The sequence below is a fragment of the Streptomyces sp. NPDC047043 genome (assembly GCF_040644055.1).
Lineage (GTDB): Bacteria > Actinomycetota > Actinomycetes > Streptomycetales > Streptomycetaceae > Streptomyces.
Genome location: NZ_JBEYVO010000002.1, coordinates 239,355 through 255,818 on the forward strand (window position 1 = coordinate 239,355; position 16,464 = coordinate 255,818).

General features: G+C 68.2%; 16 protein-coding genes and 1 riboswitch. Of the genes, 5 read left to right on the plus strand and 11 right to left on the minus strand.

Annotated elements, in window-relative coordinates:
* The first annotated feature begins 129 nt into the window (after positions 1 to 129).
* Together ABZ880_RS04170 and ABZ880_RS04175 are read left to right on the plus strand one after the other, a co-directional pair.
* Positions 130 to 873 carry a rhomboid family intramembrane serine protease gene (locus tag ABZ880_RS04170; protein ID WP_361256519.1) on the plus strand — a complete coding sequence of 248 codons (744 nt, stop codon included), beginning with the start codon at positions 130 to 132 and terminating at the stop codon, positions 871 to 873.
* Complete coding sequence (locus ABZ880_RS04175) at positions 870 to 1,151, plus strand: Lrp/AsnC ligand binding domain-containing protein (RefSeq protein ID WP_361256522.1); 282 nt, start codon at positions 870 to 872, stop codon at positions 1,149 to 1,151. The genes ABZ880_RS04170 and ABZ880_RS04175 overlap by 4 nt, the downstream gene beginning before the upstream one ends.
* A 40-nt stretch (positions 1,152 to 1,191) precedes the next feature.
* On the opposite strand, the gene ABZ880_RS04180 is transcribed toward ABZ880_RS04175, so the two are convergent.
* The 6 genes from ABZ880_RS04180 to ABZ880_RS04205 form a co-directional block, all read right to left on the minus strand.
* The gene (locus ABZ880_RS04180; RefSeq protein ID WP_361256525.1) at positions 1,192 to 2,568 is read right to left on the minus strand and encodes an aminotransferase class V-fold PLP-dependent enzyme; all 1,377 of its coding nucleotides are present in this window, start codon (positions 2,566 to 2,568) and stop codon (positions 1,192 to 1,194) included.
* A gap of 189 nt (positions 2,569 to 2,757) precedes the next feature.
* A riboswitch (SAM riboswitch) is annotated at positions 2,758 to 2,874 on the minus strand.
* A gap of 71 nt (positions 2,875 to 2,945) precedes the next feature.
* On the minus strand, positions 2,946 to 4,010 hold the full coding sequence (trpD, locus tag ABZ880_RS04185) for an anthranilate phosphoribosyltransferase (RefSeq protein ID WP_361256528.1): 1,065 nt from the start codon (positions 4,008 to 4,010) through the stop codon (positions 2,946 to 2,948).
* 140 nt (positions 4,011 to 4,150) lie between these two features.
* On the minus strand, positions 4,151 to 5,794 hold the full coding sequence (locus ABZ880_RS04190) for a cytochrome bc complex cytochrome b subunit (RefSeq protein WP_361256531.1): 1,644 nt from the start codon (positions 5,792 to 5,794) through the stop codon (positions 4,151 to 4,153).
* Entirely contained in the window at positions 5,791 to 6,846 is a 1,056-nt protein-coding gene (locus ABZ880_RS04195; protein ID WP_361256534.1) for a Rieske 2Fe-2S domain-containing protein, read from the minus strand. Before ABZ880_RS04195 ends, ABZ880_RS04190 begins: the two co-directional genes overlap by 4 nt.
* Positions 6,843 to 7,652: a c-type cytochrome gene (locus ABZ880_RS04200; RefSeq protein ID WP_361256537.1), complete on the minus strand. Its 810-nt coding sequence runs from the start codon at positions 7,650 to 7,652 to the stop codon at positions 6,843 to 6,845. Before ABZ880_RS04200 ends, ABZ880_RS04195 begins: the two co-directional genes overlap by 4 nt.
* Positions 7,653 to 7,732: 80 nt before the next feature.
* Positions 7,733 to 8,353 carry a heme-copper oxidase subunit III gene (locus tag ABZ880_RS04205; RefSeq protein WP_361256540.1) on the minus strand — a complete coding sequence of 207 codons (621 nt, stop codon included), beginning with the start codon at positions 8,351 to 8,353 and terminating at the stop codon, positions 7,733 to 7,735.
* A 145-nt stretch (positions 8,354 to 8,498) separates the two neighbouring features.
* On the opposite strand from ABZ880_RS04205, the gene ABZ880_RS04210 reads away from it, so the two are divergent.
* The gene (locus ABZ880_RS04210) at positions 8,499 to 8,903 is read left to right on the plus strand and encodes a hypothetical protein (protein ID WP_361256543.1); all 405 of its coding nucleotides are present in this window, start codon (positions 8,499 to 8,501) and stop codon (positions 8,901 to 8,903) included.
* A 5-nt stretch (positions 8,904 to 8,908) separates the two neighbouring features.
* Here ABZ880_RS04210 and ABZ880_RS04215 read toward each other — a convergent pair whose 3' ends face one another.
* The 4 genes from ABZ880_RS04215 to coxB form a co-directional block, all read right to left on the minus strand.
* Positions 8,909 to 10,171 carry an Ig-like domain-containing protein gene (locus tag ABZ880_RS04215; protein WP_361256546.1) on the minus strand — a complete coding sequence of 421 codons (1,263 nt, stop codon included), beginning with the start codon at positions 10,169 to 10,171 and terminating at the stop codon, positions 8,909 to 8,911.
* A 132-nt stretch (positions 10,172 to 10,303) separates the two neighbouring features.
* On the minus strand, positions 10,304 to 10,702 hold the full coding sequence (locus tag ABZ880_RS04220) for a cytochrome c oxidase subunit 4 (protein ID WP_361256549.1): 399 nt from the start codon (positions 10,700 to 10,702) through the stop codon (positions 10,304 to 10,306).
* The gene (gene ctaD / locus ABZ880_RS04225; protein ID WP_361256552.1) at positions 10,699 to 12,432 is read right to left on the minus strand and encodes a cytochrome c oxidase subunit I; all 1,734 of its coding nucleotides are present in this window, start codon (positions 12,430 to 12,432) and stop codon (positions 10,699 to 10,701) included. Before ctaD ends, ABZ880_RS04220 begins: the two co-directional genes overlap by 4 nt.
* The gene (coxB, locus tag ABZ880_RS04230) at positions 12,429 to 13,391 is read right to left on the minus strand and encodes a cytochrome c oxidase subunit II (RefSeq protein ID WP_361256554.1); all 963 of its coding nucleotides are present in this window, start codon (positions 13,389 to 13,391) and stop codon (positions 12,429 to 12,431) included. Before coxB ends, ctaD begins: the two co-directional genes overlap by 4 nt.
* Before the next feature lie 265 nt (positions 13,392 to 13,656).
* On the opposite strand from coxB, the gene ABZ880_RS04235 reads away from it, so the two are divergent.
* Positions 13,657 to 15,033 carry an aminotransferase class V-fold PLP-dependent enzyme gene (locus tag ABZ880_RS04235; RefSeq protein WP_361256557.1) on the plus strand — a complete coding sequence of 459 codons (1,377 nt, stop codon included), beginning with the start codon at positions 13,657 to 13,659 and terminating at the stop codon, positions 15,031 to 15,033.
* A 59-nt stretch (positions 15,034 to 15,092) separates the two neighbouring features.
* On the opposite strand, the gene ABZ880_RS04240 is transcribed toward ABZ880_RS04235, so the two are convergent.
* Positions 15,093 to 16,067 (minus strand): carbohydrate kinase family protein, encoded by a 975-nt coding sequence (locus tag ABZ880_RS04240; RefSeq protein WP_361256560.1) that lies wholly within the window; start codon positions 16,065 to 16,067, stop codon positions 15,093 to 15,095.
* A 130-nt stretch (positions 16,068 to 16,197) separates the two neighbouring features.
* On the opposite strand from ABZ880_RS04240, the gene ABZ880_RS04245 reads away from it, so the two are divergent.
* Positions 16,198 to 16,407: a hypothetical protein gene (locus tag ABZ880_RS04245; RefSeq protein WP_361256563.1), complete on the plus strand. Its 210-nt coding sequence runs from the start codon at positions 16,198 to 16,200 to the stop codon at positions 16,405 to 16,407.
* Positions 16,408 to 16,464: the final 57 nt, after the last annotated feature.

The following is a 16,464-nucleotide window of genomic DNA, read 5'->3' on the forward strand; positions in this document are numbered from 1 at the left end:
CCGTGACGCGCCAGCTTCCCTGGGCGTGTGGCTCGTAACCCTACGGCCTGGCGGGGACTCGCCGCCCGTCCGCCCACGGCGGCGAGGCGGTCTGTGCGAGTGCGTCCCGTTGCGTCATGCTCTGTGTTCATGATCAGCAACTGGAGCGGGACGGTCGGCAGAGCTTTCCGGACGGCCCGCAGGCCGTCCACACCGGTCACGTACGGCCTGATCGCCCTGTGCTGCCTGATCTTCCTGGCCGGCCCGGCAGCGGGCCTCAATCCGGCCTACGGCTCCGGAGACGCGCTGTTCGCCGCCCAGCGTGCCTATTTCCACCGCTGGGGCGTGGTCCCGGCCGAGCTCTTCGAGGGCTCCCCCAGAGCCGCCCTGACCCCGGCCACGGCCCTGTTCGTCCACGGCAGCTGGGTACACCTGCTCGGCAACATGCTCTTCCTCTACGTCTTCGGGGTGATGACCGAGGAACGGATGGGCCGCGTGCAGTTCACCCTCTTCTACGTCGGCTGCGGCTATCTCGCGCTGCTGGGGTACGCGGCGGCCAACGCCGAGTCCGAGCAGTCCCTGGTGGGCGCGTCCGGGGCGATCTCCGGGGTCCTCGGTGCGTTTCTGTACCTGTTCCCCGGCGCCAGGGTGACCAGTCTCCTCCCGTTCCTCTTCTTCCTCCCGCTGCGCTTCCCGGCCTGGGTGGTCCTGCCCTTCTGGGCGGCCCTGCAGTGGCTGGCGGCGCAGCGGGCGGCACAGGGGCCGGGGGTGGCGTATCTGGCGCACCTGGTGGGCTTCGGGCTGGGCTTCGTCTACGCATGGGCCCGTTTCCGCCGTACGACTAGAGTGAACTCCGCCCCAGCTCCGGCCCCCGAGGGAGAGAACCAGCCGTGATCACCGCGATCGTCCTCATCAAGACCAGCGTGGACCGGATCCCCGAGATCGCGGAACGGATCGCTGCGCTGGAGTCCGTGAGCGAGGTCTTTTCCGTCACCGGTACCTACGACCTGATCGCCATGGTGCGCGTGAAGCAGCACGAGGACCTGGCGGAGGTCATTCCGGGCAGCATCAGCAAGATCCCCGGCGTGGAGGCCACGGACACGCACGTCGCGTTCCGCACCTACTCCCAGCACGACCTGGAGGCGGCGTTCGCGATCGGTCTGGACAACTGACCGCCTGAACACCGCCTCCGGGCGTCGATCACCTACCGCCTCACACCGCCGGGACGCAGCGGCCGTCCTCCGTGCGGTACTGCCACTTGGCGCCGTTGGTCACCAGTTCCCGCACCGCGGTGACGAAGCGCTCGACGTGCTCGTCGGGGGTGCCGGCGCCGAAGCTGACGCGGATCGCGTTGAGGGACTTCTCGCCCGGGGCGGCCTCGGGGGCGCCGCACTCGCCCTGGGTCTGCGGGTCGCTGCCCAGGAGGGTGCGGACCAGCGGGTGGGCGCAGAAGAGGCCGTCGCGGACGCCGATGCCGTACTCGGCGGAGAGGGCGGCGGCGAAGTGCGAGCTGTTCCAGCCCTCGACGACGAAGGAGATCACGCCGACCCGCGGGGCGTCGTCGCCGAAGAGGGAGAGGATCCGGACCTCCGGGACCTCGGCCAGGCCCGCCCGCACCTTCTCGATCAGGTGCTGCTCGCGGGCGACCAGCGTGTCGAAGCCGGCCTCGGTGAGGGCCTTGCAGGCCGACGCGATGGAGTAGGCGCCGATCACGTTCGGGGAGCCCGCCTCGTGCCGGGCGGCGCTGTCGTGCCACTCCACGTCCACGCCGCCGTCCTCGCGCCGGGTGACCTTGCGGCTGGCGCCGCCGCCCGCGAGGTAGGGGTCGGCCGCCCGCAGCCAGTCGGCGCGGCCGGCCAGGACGCCGGAGCCGAAGGGCGCGTACAGCTTGTGGCCGGAGAAGGCGACCCAGTCGACGTCGAGGTCCTGGACGGAGACCGGGTGGTGCGGGGCCAGCTGGGCGGCGTCCAGGACGATGCGGGCGCCGTGCGCATGGGCCGCGGCGGCCAGCTCACGGACCGGCCACAGCTCGCCGGTGACGTTCGAGGCGCCGGTGACGCAGACCAGGGCCGGGCCGTGGCCCCCTTCAATGGACACAGTGCGGTCGGCGAGGGCGCGCTCCAGGGTCTGTACGGCCTGCTGCGGGGTGCGCGGGGCGTTGAGGTAGGTGACCCGGGCGTCCTTCCAGGGCAGCAGCGAGGCGTGGTGCTCGGTCTCGAAGACGAAGACCTGGCAGTCGGCGGGGAGCGCGGCGGCGAGGAGGTTCAGGGAGTCCGTGGTCGAGCGGGTGAAGATCAGCTGGTCGTCGGCGCGGCAGTCCAGGAACTCGGCGACCGTCCTGCGGGCGTTCTCGAACAGGTCGGTCGACAGCTGGGAGAGGTAGCCGGCGCCGCGGTGGACGCTGCCGTAGTACGGGGCGTAGGCCGCCACGTCGTCCCAGACGCGCTGCAGGGCGGGGGCGCTGGCCGCGTAGTCGAGCGCGGCGTAGGTGACTTCGCCGCCCGTGACGAGCGGGACGGTGACATCCCGGCCCAGAACGGGCAGCGGGGCACAGACAGAGGTGGCGGCGGCAGCGGTGGAGACAGACATGGCGAACTCCTGTGAGAGGTAAGCGCCCGGGGCTGGAAGCCCCAAAAGGACGCAGCGCCGTACCGGACGGTGCGTCGACGGCACGGGAGAAAGTGAAAGGGGTATGCGGAGGCGGGGCTCGGCGCCCTATCGCATTCGCTTGCTCACAGAAGACTCCCTCGAACGACCAGGACCCCTGGTTTCGAGAGGGGCCCGCGCTTGCCGTAGACCTCGCTGCCTACGGCCTGGTCTTCACCCGGGGCACCCCGCCACGGACGGAGGGTTGCCGGACAGTCGGCCGGGGCCTCATGACTGTCACTCATGACCTGGGAAGGAACGTACGTGAAGTGATCGCGGTCCCGCAACTCGTGTCCGAATTACGGGACCGCGCTCCTCTGTCATGCGTTGCTGGCGGCGACCCAGCGCTCCAGCGCCCGCTTGGCCGACCCCGAGTCGATCGACTCGGCGGCCTTGGCCATGCCCGCCCGGAGCTGCTCGGCGAGGGAGGCTTCCGTCGGGTCCAGGGCGGCCAGGGCGGCCGCCGAGTTCAGCAGGACGGCGTCGCGCACGGGGCCCGTCTCGCCGTCCAGCAGCCGCCGGGCGACCTCGGCGTTGTACGACGGGTCACCGCCCCGCAGGGCCTCCACCGGCACCAGCTCGATGCCGACGTCCCGCGGGTCGAACGACTCCTCGGTGACCTTGCCGTCCCGGACGATCCAGACGTGCGAGGTGGCCGTCGTCGTCAGCTCGTCGAGGCCGTCGTCGCCGCGGAACACCAGGGAGGAGTTGCCCCGCTCGGCCAGGACGCCCGCGATCATCGGCGCGATGCGCGGGTCGGCGACACCGACCGCCTGGGCTTTCACCTTCGCCGGGTTGGTCAGCGGACCGAGCGCGTTGAAGACGGTCCGGATGCCCAACTGGCCGCGCGCGGCGGCGACATGACGCAACGCCGGGTGGAACTTCACCGCGAAGCAGAAGGTGATGCCCGCCTCCTCCGCGACCTCGGCCACCCGCTTCGGCGTCAGGTCGAGGTTGACGCCCAGCTTCTCCAGGACGTCCGAGGCGCCCGACGCGGACGACGCCGCCCGGTTGCCGTGCTTGACGACCTTCGCGCCCGTGCCGGCCACCACGATCGCCGACATGGTGGAGATGTTCACCGTCTTCGCGCCGTCGCCGCCCGTGCCGACGATGTCGACCGTGCGGCCCGACACCTCGATGACGTTGGCATGCTCGTACATCGCCCGGACGACACCGGTGATCTCCTCGACGGTCTCGCCCTTGGCGCGCAGGGCGACGACGAAGCCCGCGATCTGGGCATCCGTCGCCTCGCCGCGCATGATCTGGTCCATCGCCCAGGCCGTCGCGTCGGCGCTCTGGTCACGGCCGTACAGCAGGGCGTTCAGTACCTCGGGCCAGGAACGGCCCGCCGCGGTGTCGCCTCCAGCGGGGGTCACAGCGCTCATAAGGCCGCTCCTGGGTGTCGTAGAAGAGTGGGAACTCCTTGAGGAGTCCGACCCCACCCTATCCAGCTCAGGGGCATGGAGAAGGGCCCCGTCCGAACACCGGACGGGGCCCTTCTGCCGCGCTGTGGCGAGCGCAGCGATCAGTGGTGGCCGTGGCCGCTCGTGATCTCCTTGTACTCCTCGACGGTCGGCTTCGGGATCTGGGACTCCTCGCCGAAGTACGCCTCGCTGAGCTTGGCGCGCAGCTTCTCGGCGCCCTTCACCTTGCGCTCGACGCCGTTCTCGTCGACCGTCGGGCCGATCTCGAGCGGCTTGTACTGCTCGTGCGCCGTGAGGGTGTGCAGTGCGTCCTGGCTGAGCGGCTCGTGCACCTCGATGAACTCACCGTGCGGCAGGCGCTTGATGATGCCCGACTCGCGGCCGTGCAGCACCTTGTCCTTGTCCCGGCGCTGCAGGCCGAGGCAGATCCGCTTGGTGGCGATGAACGTGAGCACCGGCACGATGAAGAACGCGCAGCGGACGAACCAGGTGATCGCGTTGATCGACAGGTGGAAGTGGGTCGCCCAGAGGTCGTTGCCACCACCGACGAGCAGCACGAAGTACCAGGAGATCCACGCCGCACCGAAGGCGGTACGCGTCGGGGCGTTGCGCGGGCGGTCCAGGATGTGGTGCTCACGCCGGTCGCCGGTGACCCAGGACTCGATGAACGGGTAGACCGCGATCGAGACCAGGACCAGCGGGAAGATCACCAGCGGGATGAACACACCCAGGACGAGCGTGTGGCCCCACAGGTTGATCTCCCAGCCCGGCATGACACGGATCAGACCCTCGGAGAAGCCCATGTACCAGTCGGGCTGGGCGCCGGTCGACACCTGGTCCGGACGGTAGGGGCCCATGGCCCAGATCGGGTTGATCGAGGCGATCGCCGCGATGGCCGCGATGACACCGAAGACCAGGAAGAAGAAGCCGCCGGCCTTCGCCATGTACACCGGCAGCAGCGGCATGCCGACGACGTTGTTGTTCGTCTTTCCGGGACCCGCGAACTGCGTGTGCTTGTGGTAGAAGACCAGGATCAGGTGGCCGACCACCAGGCCGAGCATGATGCCCGGCAGCAGCAGGATGTGGATCGAGTAGAAGCGGGCCACGAAGTCGCCGCCCGGGAACTCCCCGCCGAAGAGGAAGAACGACAGGTACGTGCCGACGATCGGCACGGACAGGACCGCGCCCTCCATGAAGCGGACACCGGTGCCGGAGAGCAGGTCGTCCGGGAGCGAGTAACCGGTGAAGCCGGTGAACATGCCCAGGACGAACAGCAGGAAGCCGAACAGCCAGTTGACCTCACGCGGCTTGCGGAACGCACCGGTGAAGAACACGCGCATCATGTGCACGAACATGCCGGCGAGGAAGATCAGCGCCGCCCAGTGGTGGATCTGCCGGATCAGCAGACCACCGCGCACATCGAAGGAGATGTGCATGGTCGAGTTGAACGCCTCGGACATCAGCTGGCCCTGCAGCGGGACGTAGCTGCCGTGGTACTCCACCTCGTTCATCGACGGGTGGAAGAACAGCGTCAGATACACACCCGTGAGGATGATGATGATGAAGCTGTAGAGGCAGACCTCGCCCAACATGAACGACCAGTGGTCGGGGAAGATCTTGCGCATGTTGGACTTGGCCAGGGAGTAGATCCCCAGGCGGCCGTCGGCCCAGTCGGCGACCCGCTCGCCGGCGGGCGCCTTGCCGCGGCGTGCGGCGTTGTTCCCGTTGGTCTCGTTGGTGCTCATCCGCGCTCCCAGAATGCAGGACCGACGGGCTCTTCGAAGTCGCCGAGCGCCTCGAGGTAGCCCTCGTCGTTCACGCCGATGCGCAGCTGCGGCAGGGCGTGACCGGCGGGGCCGAAGATCACTCGGGCACCGTCGGAGAGGTCGAAGGTGGACTGGTGGCAGGGGCACAGCACGTGGTGCGTCTGCTGCTCGTACAGCGAGATCGGGCAACCGACGTGGGTGCAGATCTTCGAGTAGGCCACGATGCCCTCGTAGGACCACTCGAGTTCCTGCTTGTCCTTGATGTTGTCCGGCTGGATCCGGACGATCATCAGGGCCGCCTTGGCGATCTCGGTCTGGAACTCCTCGTCGTGCTCCTCCAGGCCCTCGGGCTTGGCGAAGGTGAGCGAGCCGACCGCGACGTCCGAGGGACGCAGCGGCAGGTTCGTGTTCATGTTGACGAGCAGCTTGCCCTTGGACCACAGCGTGTGGCGCAGCTTGGTCCCGGGCAGCGGACCGAGGTCGCGCAGCAGCATGACGCCGGAGAGCGGGAACAGGGCCAGCGCACCGAACATCGTGTTGCGGATGAGCTTGCGGCGGCCGAGCGCGGACTCCTTGGCGCCCTGCTTGAAGTCGGCCATGACCTTGGTCTTGACCTCGGGCGACGCCTCGATGGGGTGGCGCTCGTCGGCGATCTCCACGTCGGACATCAGGGTGCGGGCCCAGTGGACCGCGCCCGCGCCGATCGCGAACAGGGCCAGACCGAGGGTCAGGCCGAGCGCGAAGTTCAGCGCGTTGATGTGCCCGATCGGGAAGACGTAGATCGCCCTGTCGTGCGGGATGGCCACGTACGAGGCGATGAAGCCGACCGTGGCCAGCATCGACACCGTGAACAGCATGGCCACCGTGCGCTCGGACCGCCTGGCGGCCCGCTCGTCGATGTCCTGCACCCGGTGCTCATGGGGCGGCAGACCGGGGTCCGCGAACGGGTCCTTCTCGTCCGCGATGCCAACGGTGCCGTGCGCGTCCTGCTCAGCGGGCAGGTTCTCTTCTGGAATGTCTTGGCTACTCATGACTTCTTGGCCTTTGCGGTCCGAGCGGCGACCCAGACGGCGACCGCGATCAGCGCGCCGAGTCCGAAGATCCAGGCGAACAGGCCTTCGGAGACCGGGCCGAGACCGCCCAGCTCAAGACCGCCGGGGCTTTCGGTGTCGTCTCCGTTGACCGCGTTCAGGTACGCGATGATGTCCTTCTTGTTCTGCTCCGACAGCGTGGTGTCGGGGAACGACGGCATGTTCTGCGGGCCGGTCTGCATGGCCTCGTAGATGTGCTTCGGGTCGACGCCCTCGAGGCTCGGAGCGAACTTGCCGTGCGTCAGCGCACCGCCCTTGCCGGTGAAGTTGTGGCACTGCGCGCAGTTGGTGCGGAACAGCTCGCCGCCCTTGGCGATGTCGGCACCGTCCGGGCCGTACTCCGCCTTGGTCGGGATGGAGGGACCGGCGCCGAAGGAGGAGATGTACGCCGCGAGCTGGTCGATCTCGGCCTGCGTGTAGATGACCTTCTTCTTCGGGACCTGCGCGCCCGGCTGCTGGGCCGGCATACGGCCGGTGCCGACCTGGAAGTCGACGGCCGCGGCGCCCACGCCCACGAGACTCGGACCGTCGGAGGTGCCCTGACCGCCGGTGCCGTGGCAGCTGGCGCAGCCCACGGCGTAGAGCTTCTTGCCCTCGTCGATGGCGAGAGACTGGGCGGTTTCATCGGCCTGCGCCTTGCTCGCGGGTGCGAACGCGGCGTACAGCCCCCCGGTGCATGCCAGCGCGAGGAGTAGGACGACGAGCGCCGCCATGGGATGGCGTCGTCGTGCGGAGAGCTTTTTCACGGATTACCCCGGTGTCAGGATCTTCTGCGTCGATGCTTTGGGTATGTGCGCCGCGCGGGCGCACGCGGGAACGGGCCCGGCTACTTGATCAGGTAGATCGTGGCGAAGAGGCCGATCCACACGACATCGACGAAGTGCCAGTAGTAGGACACGACGATGGCCGCGGTCGCCTGCTCGTGGGTGAACCTCCTCGCCGCGTACGTGCGGCCGAGGACGAACAGGAAGGCGATGAGGCCGCCCGTCACGTGCAGGCCGTGGAAGCCGGTGGTCAGGTAGAACACCGAGCCGTACGGGTCGGAGGAGAGCGAGAGCCCGTCCTTCTTCACCAGCTCCGTGTACTCGAAGATCTGACCACCGATGAAGATCGCACCCATCACGAACGTGATGATGAACCAGCCCCGGAGCTTCTTCACGTCCCCGCGCTCGGCGGCGAACACGCCGAGCTGGCAGGTGAGGGAGGAGAGCACCAGGATCGTGGTGTTGGTCGCGGAGAACGGAAGGTTGAGATGGCTCGCCATCTCCTTCCAGTGATCCGGACCGGTCACCGATCGCAGGGTGAAGTACATCGCGAAGAGGGCCGCGAAGAACATCAGCTCGGAACTCAGCCAGATGATGGTTCCGACGCTGGTGAGGTTCGGCCGGTTGACCGACGGGTGCGCGTGCCCGGTTTCTACTGTCGTTGCTGTCGCCACGACCGACATTATGTCGGTCGCTTATCCCGCCCTCACTCCGGGGGGTGCCGTTCGGAGTGTTGCTCCCGTCGATACCGGTGTTGACGTGGTGTTGAACGGAGTAACATCCGCCGCAACGGGCCTTTCCGTACGACGCCGACGTCTCGGAGGAACAATGCAGCCGACCGCCACGGTGCTGGTCTACAGCGACGACTCCAACACCCGCGAGCAGGTGCGGCTGGCGACCGGGCGAAGGCCCGCTCCCGACGTTCCCGTCGTCGAGTTCGTGGAGTGCGCGACGCCGGCCGCCGTCGTCAAGGAGCTGGACCGGGGCGGGATCGATGTCTGCGTCCTGGACGGCGAGGCCGTGCCGATGGGCGGCATGGGCGTGTGCCGGCAGATCAAGGACGAGGTGTTCAACTGCCCGCCGGTGCTGCTGCTCATCGGGCGGCCCCAGGACGCGTGGCTGGCCACATGGAGCCGTGCGGACGCCGCTGTGACGCTGCCGGTGGAGCCGGTGGAGTTCGCGTCGGCCCTGGCCTCCCTGCTGCGGAAGAAGAGCCTTCAGCAGAGCGCCTAGACGCCTCACACGGACTGTGGGCGCAGCCTCGCCGCATCCTCCGGGCGGGGCCCGTCCGGTGTCCCGCTCACCAGGGCGCTGCCCTGGCGCCATTTCTTCCAGTCCAGGTTCCAGTCGCCGAAGCCGTTGCCGAACGTCTCCATGGTGTCGCCCTGGGAGTTGACGACCCTCACGACGTCGCCCTCCTCGACATGGTCGAAGAACCACTCGGCGTTGCCGGTGCTCATGCCGGTGCAGCCGTGGCTGACGTTGGCGTATCCCTGGGAGCCGACGGACCAGGGGGCGGCGTGGACGTACTCGCCGCTCCAGGTGACGCGGGTGGCGTAGTAGACGGGCAGGTCGTAGGAGTCCGCGGAGCCCTCGGAGATGCCGACGGTGGCACTGCGCATACGTACGAAGTACTCCTTGCCCAGTACCACCTTGACTCCGTTGCGGGTGTCGAAGCCGGGCTTGCCGGTGGTGACGGGGATCTGCTTGATCTCCTCGTCGTTCTTGTAGAAGGTCATGGAGTGGGACGCCGCGTCGGTGACGGCGATGACGCGGTCGCCGATGGTCAGCTTCAGGGGCTTGGTCTTCGTGCCCCACAGCCGGTCGCCGACCTTGACGCCGTCCAGGTCGCTGCGCACCTGGACGGTGGCGTGCGCGGGCCAGTAGTCCTTGGGGCGGTAGTGGAGTTCCTTGTCGTCCACCCAGTACCAGGTGCCCTGCACGGCGGGCACGGAGTCCACCCGTAGCGCCCGTTCGACGACGGCGCGCTGTGCCTTGTCCTTGACGGGCTTGTTCAGCTTGGCGGTGATGGGCTGGCCGACGCCGTACTGGCCGGACTTGGGCCCGAATTCGACGGTCAGGCGCTTCTTGGTGGTGGGCTTGCTGGTGTCGAAGGCGAGGACCTTGCGGCCCGGCGCCCCGTCCTCGTCCTCCGTGCTCACCCGCACGGTGTAGTGCGCGTCGGCGGCCAGCGGGGAGGTGCTGTGCCAGCGGGTGCCGTCGGCGGAGAGTTCGCCCGTCACAAAGCGTCCTGTGGCATCTATGGCCGTGACGTCCGTGATGCGGCCGTCGTCGTCCTCGGCGGTGACCTCGAGGGGCTTGTCGGGGTCGGCCTTCTTGCCGGCCCCCTTCGGCCCGTTGAAGGAGATCTGGTCCGTCGCGTCGTACGGCTTGTCGGTCAGCGGGTTGCCGCCGCCGCTGCAAGCGGTGCCGCCCGCACCGAGGGCGACCACCAGCATCGTGCAGCTGACGACGGTACGGGTGCGCGGAGTGTGGTTCATGTCCCCGACGCTATGGACGTTCGTCAAGCACGGCGCGCCGGGTGACTCGTACGAGGGAACATCATTGCGGCAAACGCAGGAGCCCGGACCCTCCTGACGGAGTGTCCGGGCTCCCGTTGTGCTCGGGTCGTGCTACTGGGTGCGGTTCTCACCGCGGTAGTACTCGAAGACCCAGCCGTACAGGCCGACCAGGATGATCGGCGCCGAGAAGTACAGCAGCCACCAGCCGATCGCGATCGACAGGAAGGCGAACGCGCCACCGACCGCGAGGGCCAGGGGCTGCCAGCTGTGCGGGCTGAAGAACCCGACCTCGCCGGCGTCGTCCGCGACGTCGGCCTCCTTGTTGTCCTGCGCACCCGCGTCGACCCGCCGGGCGGTGAAGCCCAGGTAGAAGCCGATCATGATGCACAGGCCGAAGGCCAGGAAGAGCGCCGTGGTACCGGCCGGCTCCTTCGACCACACGCCATAGACAACCGCCATGGCGAGGACGAAGACGCTCAGCCACATGAACATCTTGCCCTGAACCTTCACTTGCCGGCCTCCTTGCCACCAGCCAGAGCCTTCTCACCGTGAGGCGCGTTCTCGAGCTGGTCGAGGGCCGCGATCTCAGGGTGGTGCAGGTCGAACGCCGGGGATTCGCTGCGGATCCGCGGCAGGGTGAGGAAGTTGTGCCGCGGCGGCGGGCAGGAGGTCGCCCACTCGAGCGAGCGGCCGTAGCCCCACGGGTCGTCGACCTCGACCTTCTTGCCGTACTTGGCCGTCTTCCACACGTTGTAGAGGAACGGCAGGATCGACATGCCGAGCAGGAACGAGCTGATCGTCGAGATCGTGTTCAGCGCGGTGAAGCCGTCGGCCGCCAGGTAGTCGGCGTAACGACGCGGCATGCCCTCGGCGCCCAGCCAGTGCTGGACCAGGAAGGTGCCGTGGAAGCCGATGAACAGCGTCCAGAAGGTGATCTTGCCGAGGCGCTCGTCGAGCATCTTGCCGGTCATCTTCGGCCACCAGAAGTGGAAGCCGGAGAACATCGCGAAGACGACGGTGCCGAAGACGACGTAGTGGAAGTGCGCCACCACGAAGTACGAGTCGGAGACGTGGAAGTCCATCGGCGGCGAGGCCAGGATGACACCGGTCAGACCACCGAAGGTGAAGGTGACCAGGAAGCCGGTCGCCCAGAGCATCGGGGTCTCGAAACTCAAGGACCCCTTCCACATCGTTCCGATCCAGTTGAAGAACTTCACGCCGGTCGGTACGGCGATGAGGAACGTCATGAAGGAGAAGAACGGCAGGAGCACACCGCCGGTGACGTACATGTGGTGGGCCCACACCGTCACGGACAGGCCGGCGATCGCGATGGTCGCGCCGATCAGGCCCATGTAGCCGAACATCGGCTTGCGGGAGAAGACCGGGATGACCTCGGAGATGATGCCGAAGAACGGCAGCGCGATGATGTACACCTCTGGATGGCCGAAGAACCAGAAGAGGTGTTGCCAGAGCAGTGCGCCGCCGTTTGCCGAGTCGAAGACATGCGCTCCGAACTTGCGGTCCGCCTCCAGGGCGAACAGCGCGGCCGCGAGAACCGGGAAGGCGAGCAGGACCAGCACCGCGGTCAGCAGCACGTTCCACACGAAGATCGGCATGCGGAACATGGTCATGCCCGGCGCGCGCATGCAGATGATGGTGGTGATGAAGTTGACCGCACCGAGGATGGTGCCGAAGCCGGAGAAGGCCAGACCCATGATCCACAGGTCGGCGCCGATGCCCGGCGAGCGGACCGCGTCCGACAGCGGGGAGTAGGCGAACCAGCCGAAGTCGGCCGCACCCTGCGGGGTGAGGAAGCCGCCCACCGCGATCGTCGAGCCGAACAGGTAGAGCCAGTAGGCGAACATGTTCAGCCGCGGGAACGCCACGTCGGGCGCGCCGATCTGCAGCGGCATGATCCAGTTCGTGAAGCCGGCGAACAGCGGCGTCGCGAACATCAGCAGCATGATCGTGCCGTGCATCGTGAACGCCTGGTTGAACTGCTCGTTCGACATGATCTGCAGACCAGGCCGGGCGAGTTCGGCGCGCATCAGCAGCGCCATGACGCCGCCGATCAGGAAGAACGCGAAGGACGTGACGAGGTAGAGCGTCCCGATCGTCTTGTGGTCAGTGGTGGTGAGCCACTTGATCACGACGTTGCCGGGCTGCTTGCGCCGGACCGGCAGCTCGTCCGCGTAGTGGGACTCTGCCGCGGCACCCTGGGGTTCGTTGAGGATGCTCACAGGTTGTTCGTCTCCCGGTTCTTCTCGTGGCTCGTCTGCGCGATGCCGGCGGGAACGTAACCGGTCTGCCCCTTCTTGGCGAGGTCCTTGAGGTGCTGCTGGTAGCGCTCGGGGGAGACGACCTTCACGTTGAACAGCATCCGGGAGTGGTCGACGCCGCAGAGCTCGGCGCACTTGCCCAGGAAGGTGCCCTCCTTGTTGGGGGTCACCTGGAAGGCGTTGGTGTGGCCCGGGATGACGTCCATCTTCATCAGGAACGGCACCACCCAGAAGGAGTGGATGACATCACGCGAGGTGAGGACGAAGCGGACCGTCTGTCCCTTGGGGAGCCACAGCGTCGGACCCGGGTTGCCGGTCTGCGGGTTCCGCGTGCCCGGCGTGCCGACGTCGTAGACACCGCCGGCGTCCGCCGGGAAGTCCTTCTTGAACCGGTCCGGGATCGCGGCCAGGTTCTTGTCGGTCTTCGCGTTACCGGGGACACCCTCGACGGGCGTGATGTAGTTGAAGCCCCAGCTCCACTGGTAGCCGACGACGTTGACCGTCACTTCGGGCTTCTTGTCCGTGAGGCTGAGGAGCTTCGTCTCGTCACGGGCCGTGAAGTAGAACAGCACCGAGACGATGATGAGCGGAACGACCGTGTACAGCGCCTCGATCGGCATGTTGTACCGGGTCTGCGGAGGAACCTCGACCTTGGTGCGGCTGCGCCGGTGGAAGATCGTGCTCCACAGAATCAGGCCCCACACCAGCACGCCGGTGGCCAGCGCGGCAGCCCAGGAGCCCTGCCACAGGGAGAGGATCCGCGGAGCCTCTTCCGTGGTCGGGGTGGGCATACCAAGGCGGGGGAAGTCCTTGTATGTGCAACCGGTGGCGGTCGCCAGGACCAGGCCCGCGGTCATTGCCTGCAGCAGCTTCCGCCGCATCGGGCGCCGCGGCGAGCGGTCGGAGCCGTTGGGACTCACGTAGCGCCTTCCCGAGAGTCTCGCCCGCGCGGATTGGCTGCGGCCTGCCTTCTTCGGTGGTCGGTCGCCGCCCTGCGTCGGGCAGGGGTTTGGATGTTTATGCGGACCAAACCCTAGCCGACGCCCTCCGGGGGTTCAGCGGGAGGGGTGCCTAGTCACTCGGTGGGTTCGCTTGTTTGGCGGGTGCGGGTTGTCGGTGGCTGGTCGCGCAGTTCCCCGCGCCCCTTCGGGACGCTTGCCTGACCGGCGGTTTAGCGTTGCCGTCATGGCCTACTTCGACGCCGCTTCCGCCGTCCCGCTCCATCCCGTTGCCCGTCAGGCGCTGTTGGCCTCTTTGGATGAGGGATGGGCCGATCCCGCCCGTCTGTACCGGGAAGGCCGCAAGGCTCGGATACTTCTGGACGCCGCGCGGGAGGCTGCTGCCGAGGCGGTGGGGTGTCGGGCGGACGAGCTCAGCTTCACCTCGTCCGGTACGCGGGCCGTACACGCCGGGATCGCGGGGGCGTTGGCCGGGCGGCAGCGCGTGGGACGCCACCTGATCGTGTCAGCTGTTGAACACTCCTCCGTGCTCCATTCGGCCGAAGCCCACGAAACCGCCGGGGGGACGGTCACGCAGATCGCGGTGGACCGGCAGGGCATGGTGGCGGCTGCGTCATACGTCGACGCACTGCGCCCCGACACCGCGCTGGCCTGTCTGCAGTCCGCCAATCACGAGGTCGGAACCGAGCAGCCGGTGGCCGAAGTGGCTGCGGTGTGCCGGGAGGCCGGGGTGCCGTTGCTCGTGGATGCCGCCCAGTCGCTCGCGTGGGGGACGGTCGAGGGGGACTGGTCGCTGTTGGCGGCCAGTGCGCACAAGTGGGGTGGGCCGTCCGGGGTGGGGCTGCTTGTCGTGCGGAAGGGGGTGCGGTTCGCGGCCCAAGGGCCCGTGGACGAGCGGGAGTCGGGGCGGGCGCCGGGCTTCGAGAACCTGCCCGGCATCGTCGCGGCGGCGGCTTCGCTGCGGGCCGTGCGTGCCGAGGCGGAGCAAGAAGCCGTGCGGCTGCGGGAGCTGACGGAGCGGATTCGGGTGCGGGTGGCGAAACTGGTGCCCGATGTGGAGGTCGTGGGCGATCCGGTGCGGCGGCTGCCCGGGATCGTCACCTTCTCCTGTCTCTATGTCGACGGGGAGACATTGCTGCACGAGCTGGACCGGGAGGGTTTCTCCGTCTCGTCCGGGTCGTCCTGTACGAGCAGCACGCTGACGCCCAGCCATGTGCTGAAGGCGATGGGGGTGCTGAGTGAGGGGAATGTGCGGGTTTCGCTGCCGCTCGGGACGCCGGAGGAGGACGTCGAGCGGTTCCTGGCGGTGCTGCCGGGGGCGGTGGCGGGGGTGCGGGAGAAGCTGGGGGCGCCGGTTCCAGTGACGGTGCGGCAGGAGGACGCGCTGGTCGTGGACGCGCTGGGCAAGCTGTGCCCGCTGCCCGTCATCGAACTGGCCAAGGTGATCGGCGACGTCCCGGTGGGCGGCACGGTCAGGGTGCTGGCCGACGACGAGGCGGCCCGCCTGGACATCCCGGCGTGGTGCGCGATGCGGGGGCAGGAGTACGTGGGCGAGGAGCCGGCGGAGAAAGGAACGGCATATCTGATCCGCCGGGTGAGCTGAACGCCCTCAGGGGCGCGGGGAACTGCGCGACCAGCCCCCACGCGCCCGGGGACGGCGAATCAGCCCAGGTACCCCTGAACCTCGGCCGCCGCATCATGCCCGTACGCCTTGGTGAAGCGGTCCATGAAGTGGGCCCGCCGCAGCTGGTACTCCTGGGTGCCGACCGTCTCGATGACCAGGGTGGCGAGCATGCAGCCGACCTGCGCGGCCCGCTCCAGCGAGACCCCCCACGCCAGTCCCGACAGGAACCCCGCGCGGAAGGCGTCGCCGACGCCCGTGGGGTCGGCCTTGCGGTCCTCGTCGGGGCAGCCGACCTCGATCGGGTCCTCGCCGTCGCGCTCGATACGGACGCCGCGCGCGCCGAGCGTGGTGACGCGGTGGCCGACCTTGGCGAGGATCTCGGCGTCGGACCAGCCGGTCTTGGACTCGATCAGGCCCTTCTCGTACTCGTTCGAGAAGAGGTAGGTGGCGCCCTCCAGCAGTATCCGGATCTCGTCGCCGTTCATCCGGGCGATCTGCTGGGAGAAGTCGGCGGCGAAGGGGATCTGGCGGGAGCGGCACTCCTCGGTGTGGCGGAGCATCGCCTCGGGGTCGTCGGCGCCGATCAGGACCAGGTCGAGGCCGCCGACACGGTCCGCGACGGTCTTCAGCTCGATCTGGCGGGCCTCGCTCATCGCGCCCGTGTAGAAGGAGCCGATCTGGTTGTGGTCGGCGTCCGTGGTGCACACGAAGCGGGCGGTGTGCAGGGTCTCGGAGATCCGGACCGAGTCGGTGTCGACGCCGTGCCGCTCCAGCCAGGCGCGGTACTCGTCGAAGTCGAAGCCGGCGGCGCCGACCAGGAGCGGGTTGGTGCCGAGCTGACCCATGCCGAAGGCGATGTTCGCGCCGACGCCGCCCCGGCGTACGTCGAGGTTGTCGACCAGGAAGGAGAGCGAGACCGTGTGCAGCTGGTCCGCGACGAGCTGGTCGGCGAAGCGGCCGGGGAAGGTCATGAGGTGGTCGGTGGCGATGGAGCCGGTGACTGCGATGCGCACGGCGGGGACTCTCCTGAGGGGAGACGGATTGACAGTTCACGCTACCGGGTCGTAGCAGTGCTCTGAAGTGGCCAAAACTACCCGATAGTAGATCTTTCTTCGCGGGGTGCTGCATGCATACGGTTCCGCTATGACGAACCTCAAGGTCCACTCCCCGGCCCCGGTCGACCTCGAAGGCGACATGGCGTCCCTGTGGGGGGACTGCGCCAGGATGGTCCCGCACTGGGCTGCTCCCGACCGGGTTGCTTCCCACCCGGTCTCCCCGTCACTCATCCACGGCGTGCAGGTACCGCCGAAATCGGCCCGGCTGCTGGACGCGATGTCGGACTACGGCGACTGAATCCGGCTGCGCAATCCGGATCGGCGCGTTCGAGGGAACCGCGCGCTCCCCCGGTGC

Excerpts from the sequence above, each read along its gene's own strand:
- ABZ880_RS04170 (WP_361256519.1), top strand. The coding sequence starts at position 130 with ATGATCAGCAACTGGAGCGGGACGGTCGGCAGAGCTTTCCGGACGGCC.
- ABZ880_RS04215 (WP_361256546.1), bottom strand. The coding sequence starts at position 10,171 with ATGAACCACACTCCGCGCACCCGTACCGTCGTCAGCTGCACGATGCTG.
- ABZ880_RS04195 (WP_361256534.1), bottom strand. The coding sequence starts at position 6,846 with ATGAGTAGCCAAGACATTCCAGAAGAGAACCTGCCCGCTGAGCAGGAC.
- ABZ880_RS04210 (WP_361256543.1), top strand. The coding sequence starts at position 8,499 with ATGCAGCCGACCGCCACGGTGCTGGTCTACAGCGACGACTCCAACACC.
- trpD (WP_361256528.1), bottom strand. The coding sequence starts at position 4,010 with ATGAGCGCTGTGACCCCCGCTGGAGGCGACACCGCGGCGGGCCGTTCC.
- ABZ880_RS04205 (WP_361256540.1), bottom strand. The coding sequence starts at position 8,353 with ATGTCGGTCGTGGCGACAGCAACGACAGTAGAAACCGGGCACGCGCAC.
- ABZ880_RS04235 (WP_361256557.1), top strand. The coding sequence starts at position 13,657 with ATGGCCTACTTCGACGCCGCTTCCGCCGTCCCGCTCCATCCCGTTGCC.
- ABZ880_RS04190 (WP_361256531.1), bottom strand. The coding sequence starts at position 5,794 with ATGAGCACCAACGAGACCAACGGGAACAACGCCGCACGCCGCGGCAAG.
- ABZ880_RS04245 (WP_361256563.1), top strand. The coding sequence starts at position 16,198 with ATGACGAACCTCAAGGTCCACTCCCCGGCCCCGGTCGACCTCGAAGGC.
- ABZ880_RS04180 (WP_361256525.1), bottom strand. The coding sequence starts at position 2,568 with ATGTCTGTCTCCACCGCTGCCGCCGCCACCTCTGTCTGTGCCCCGCTG.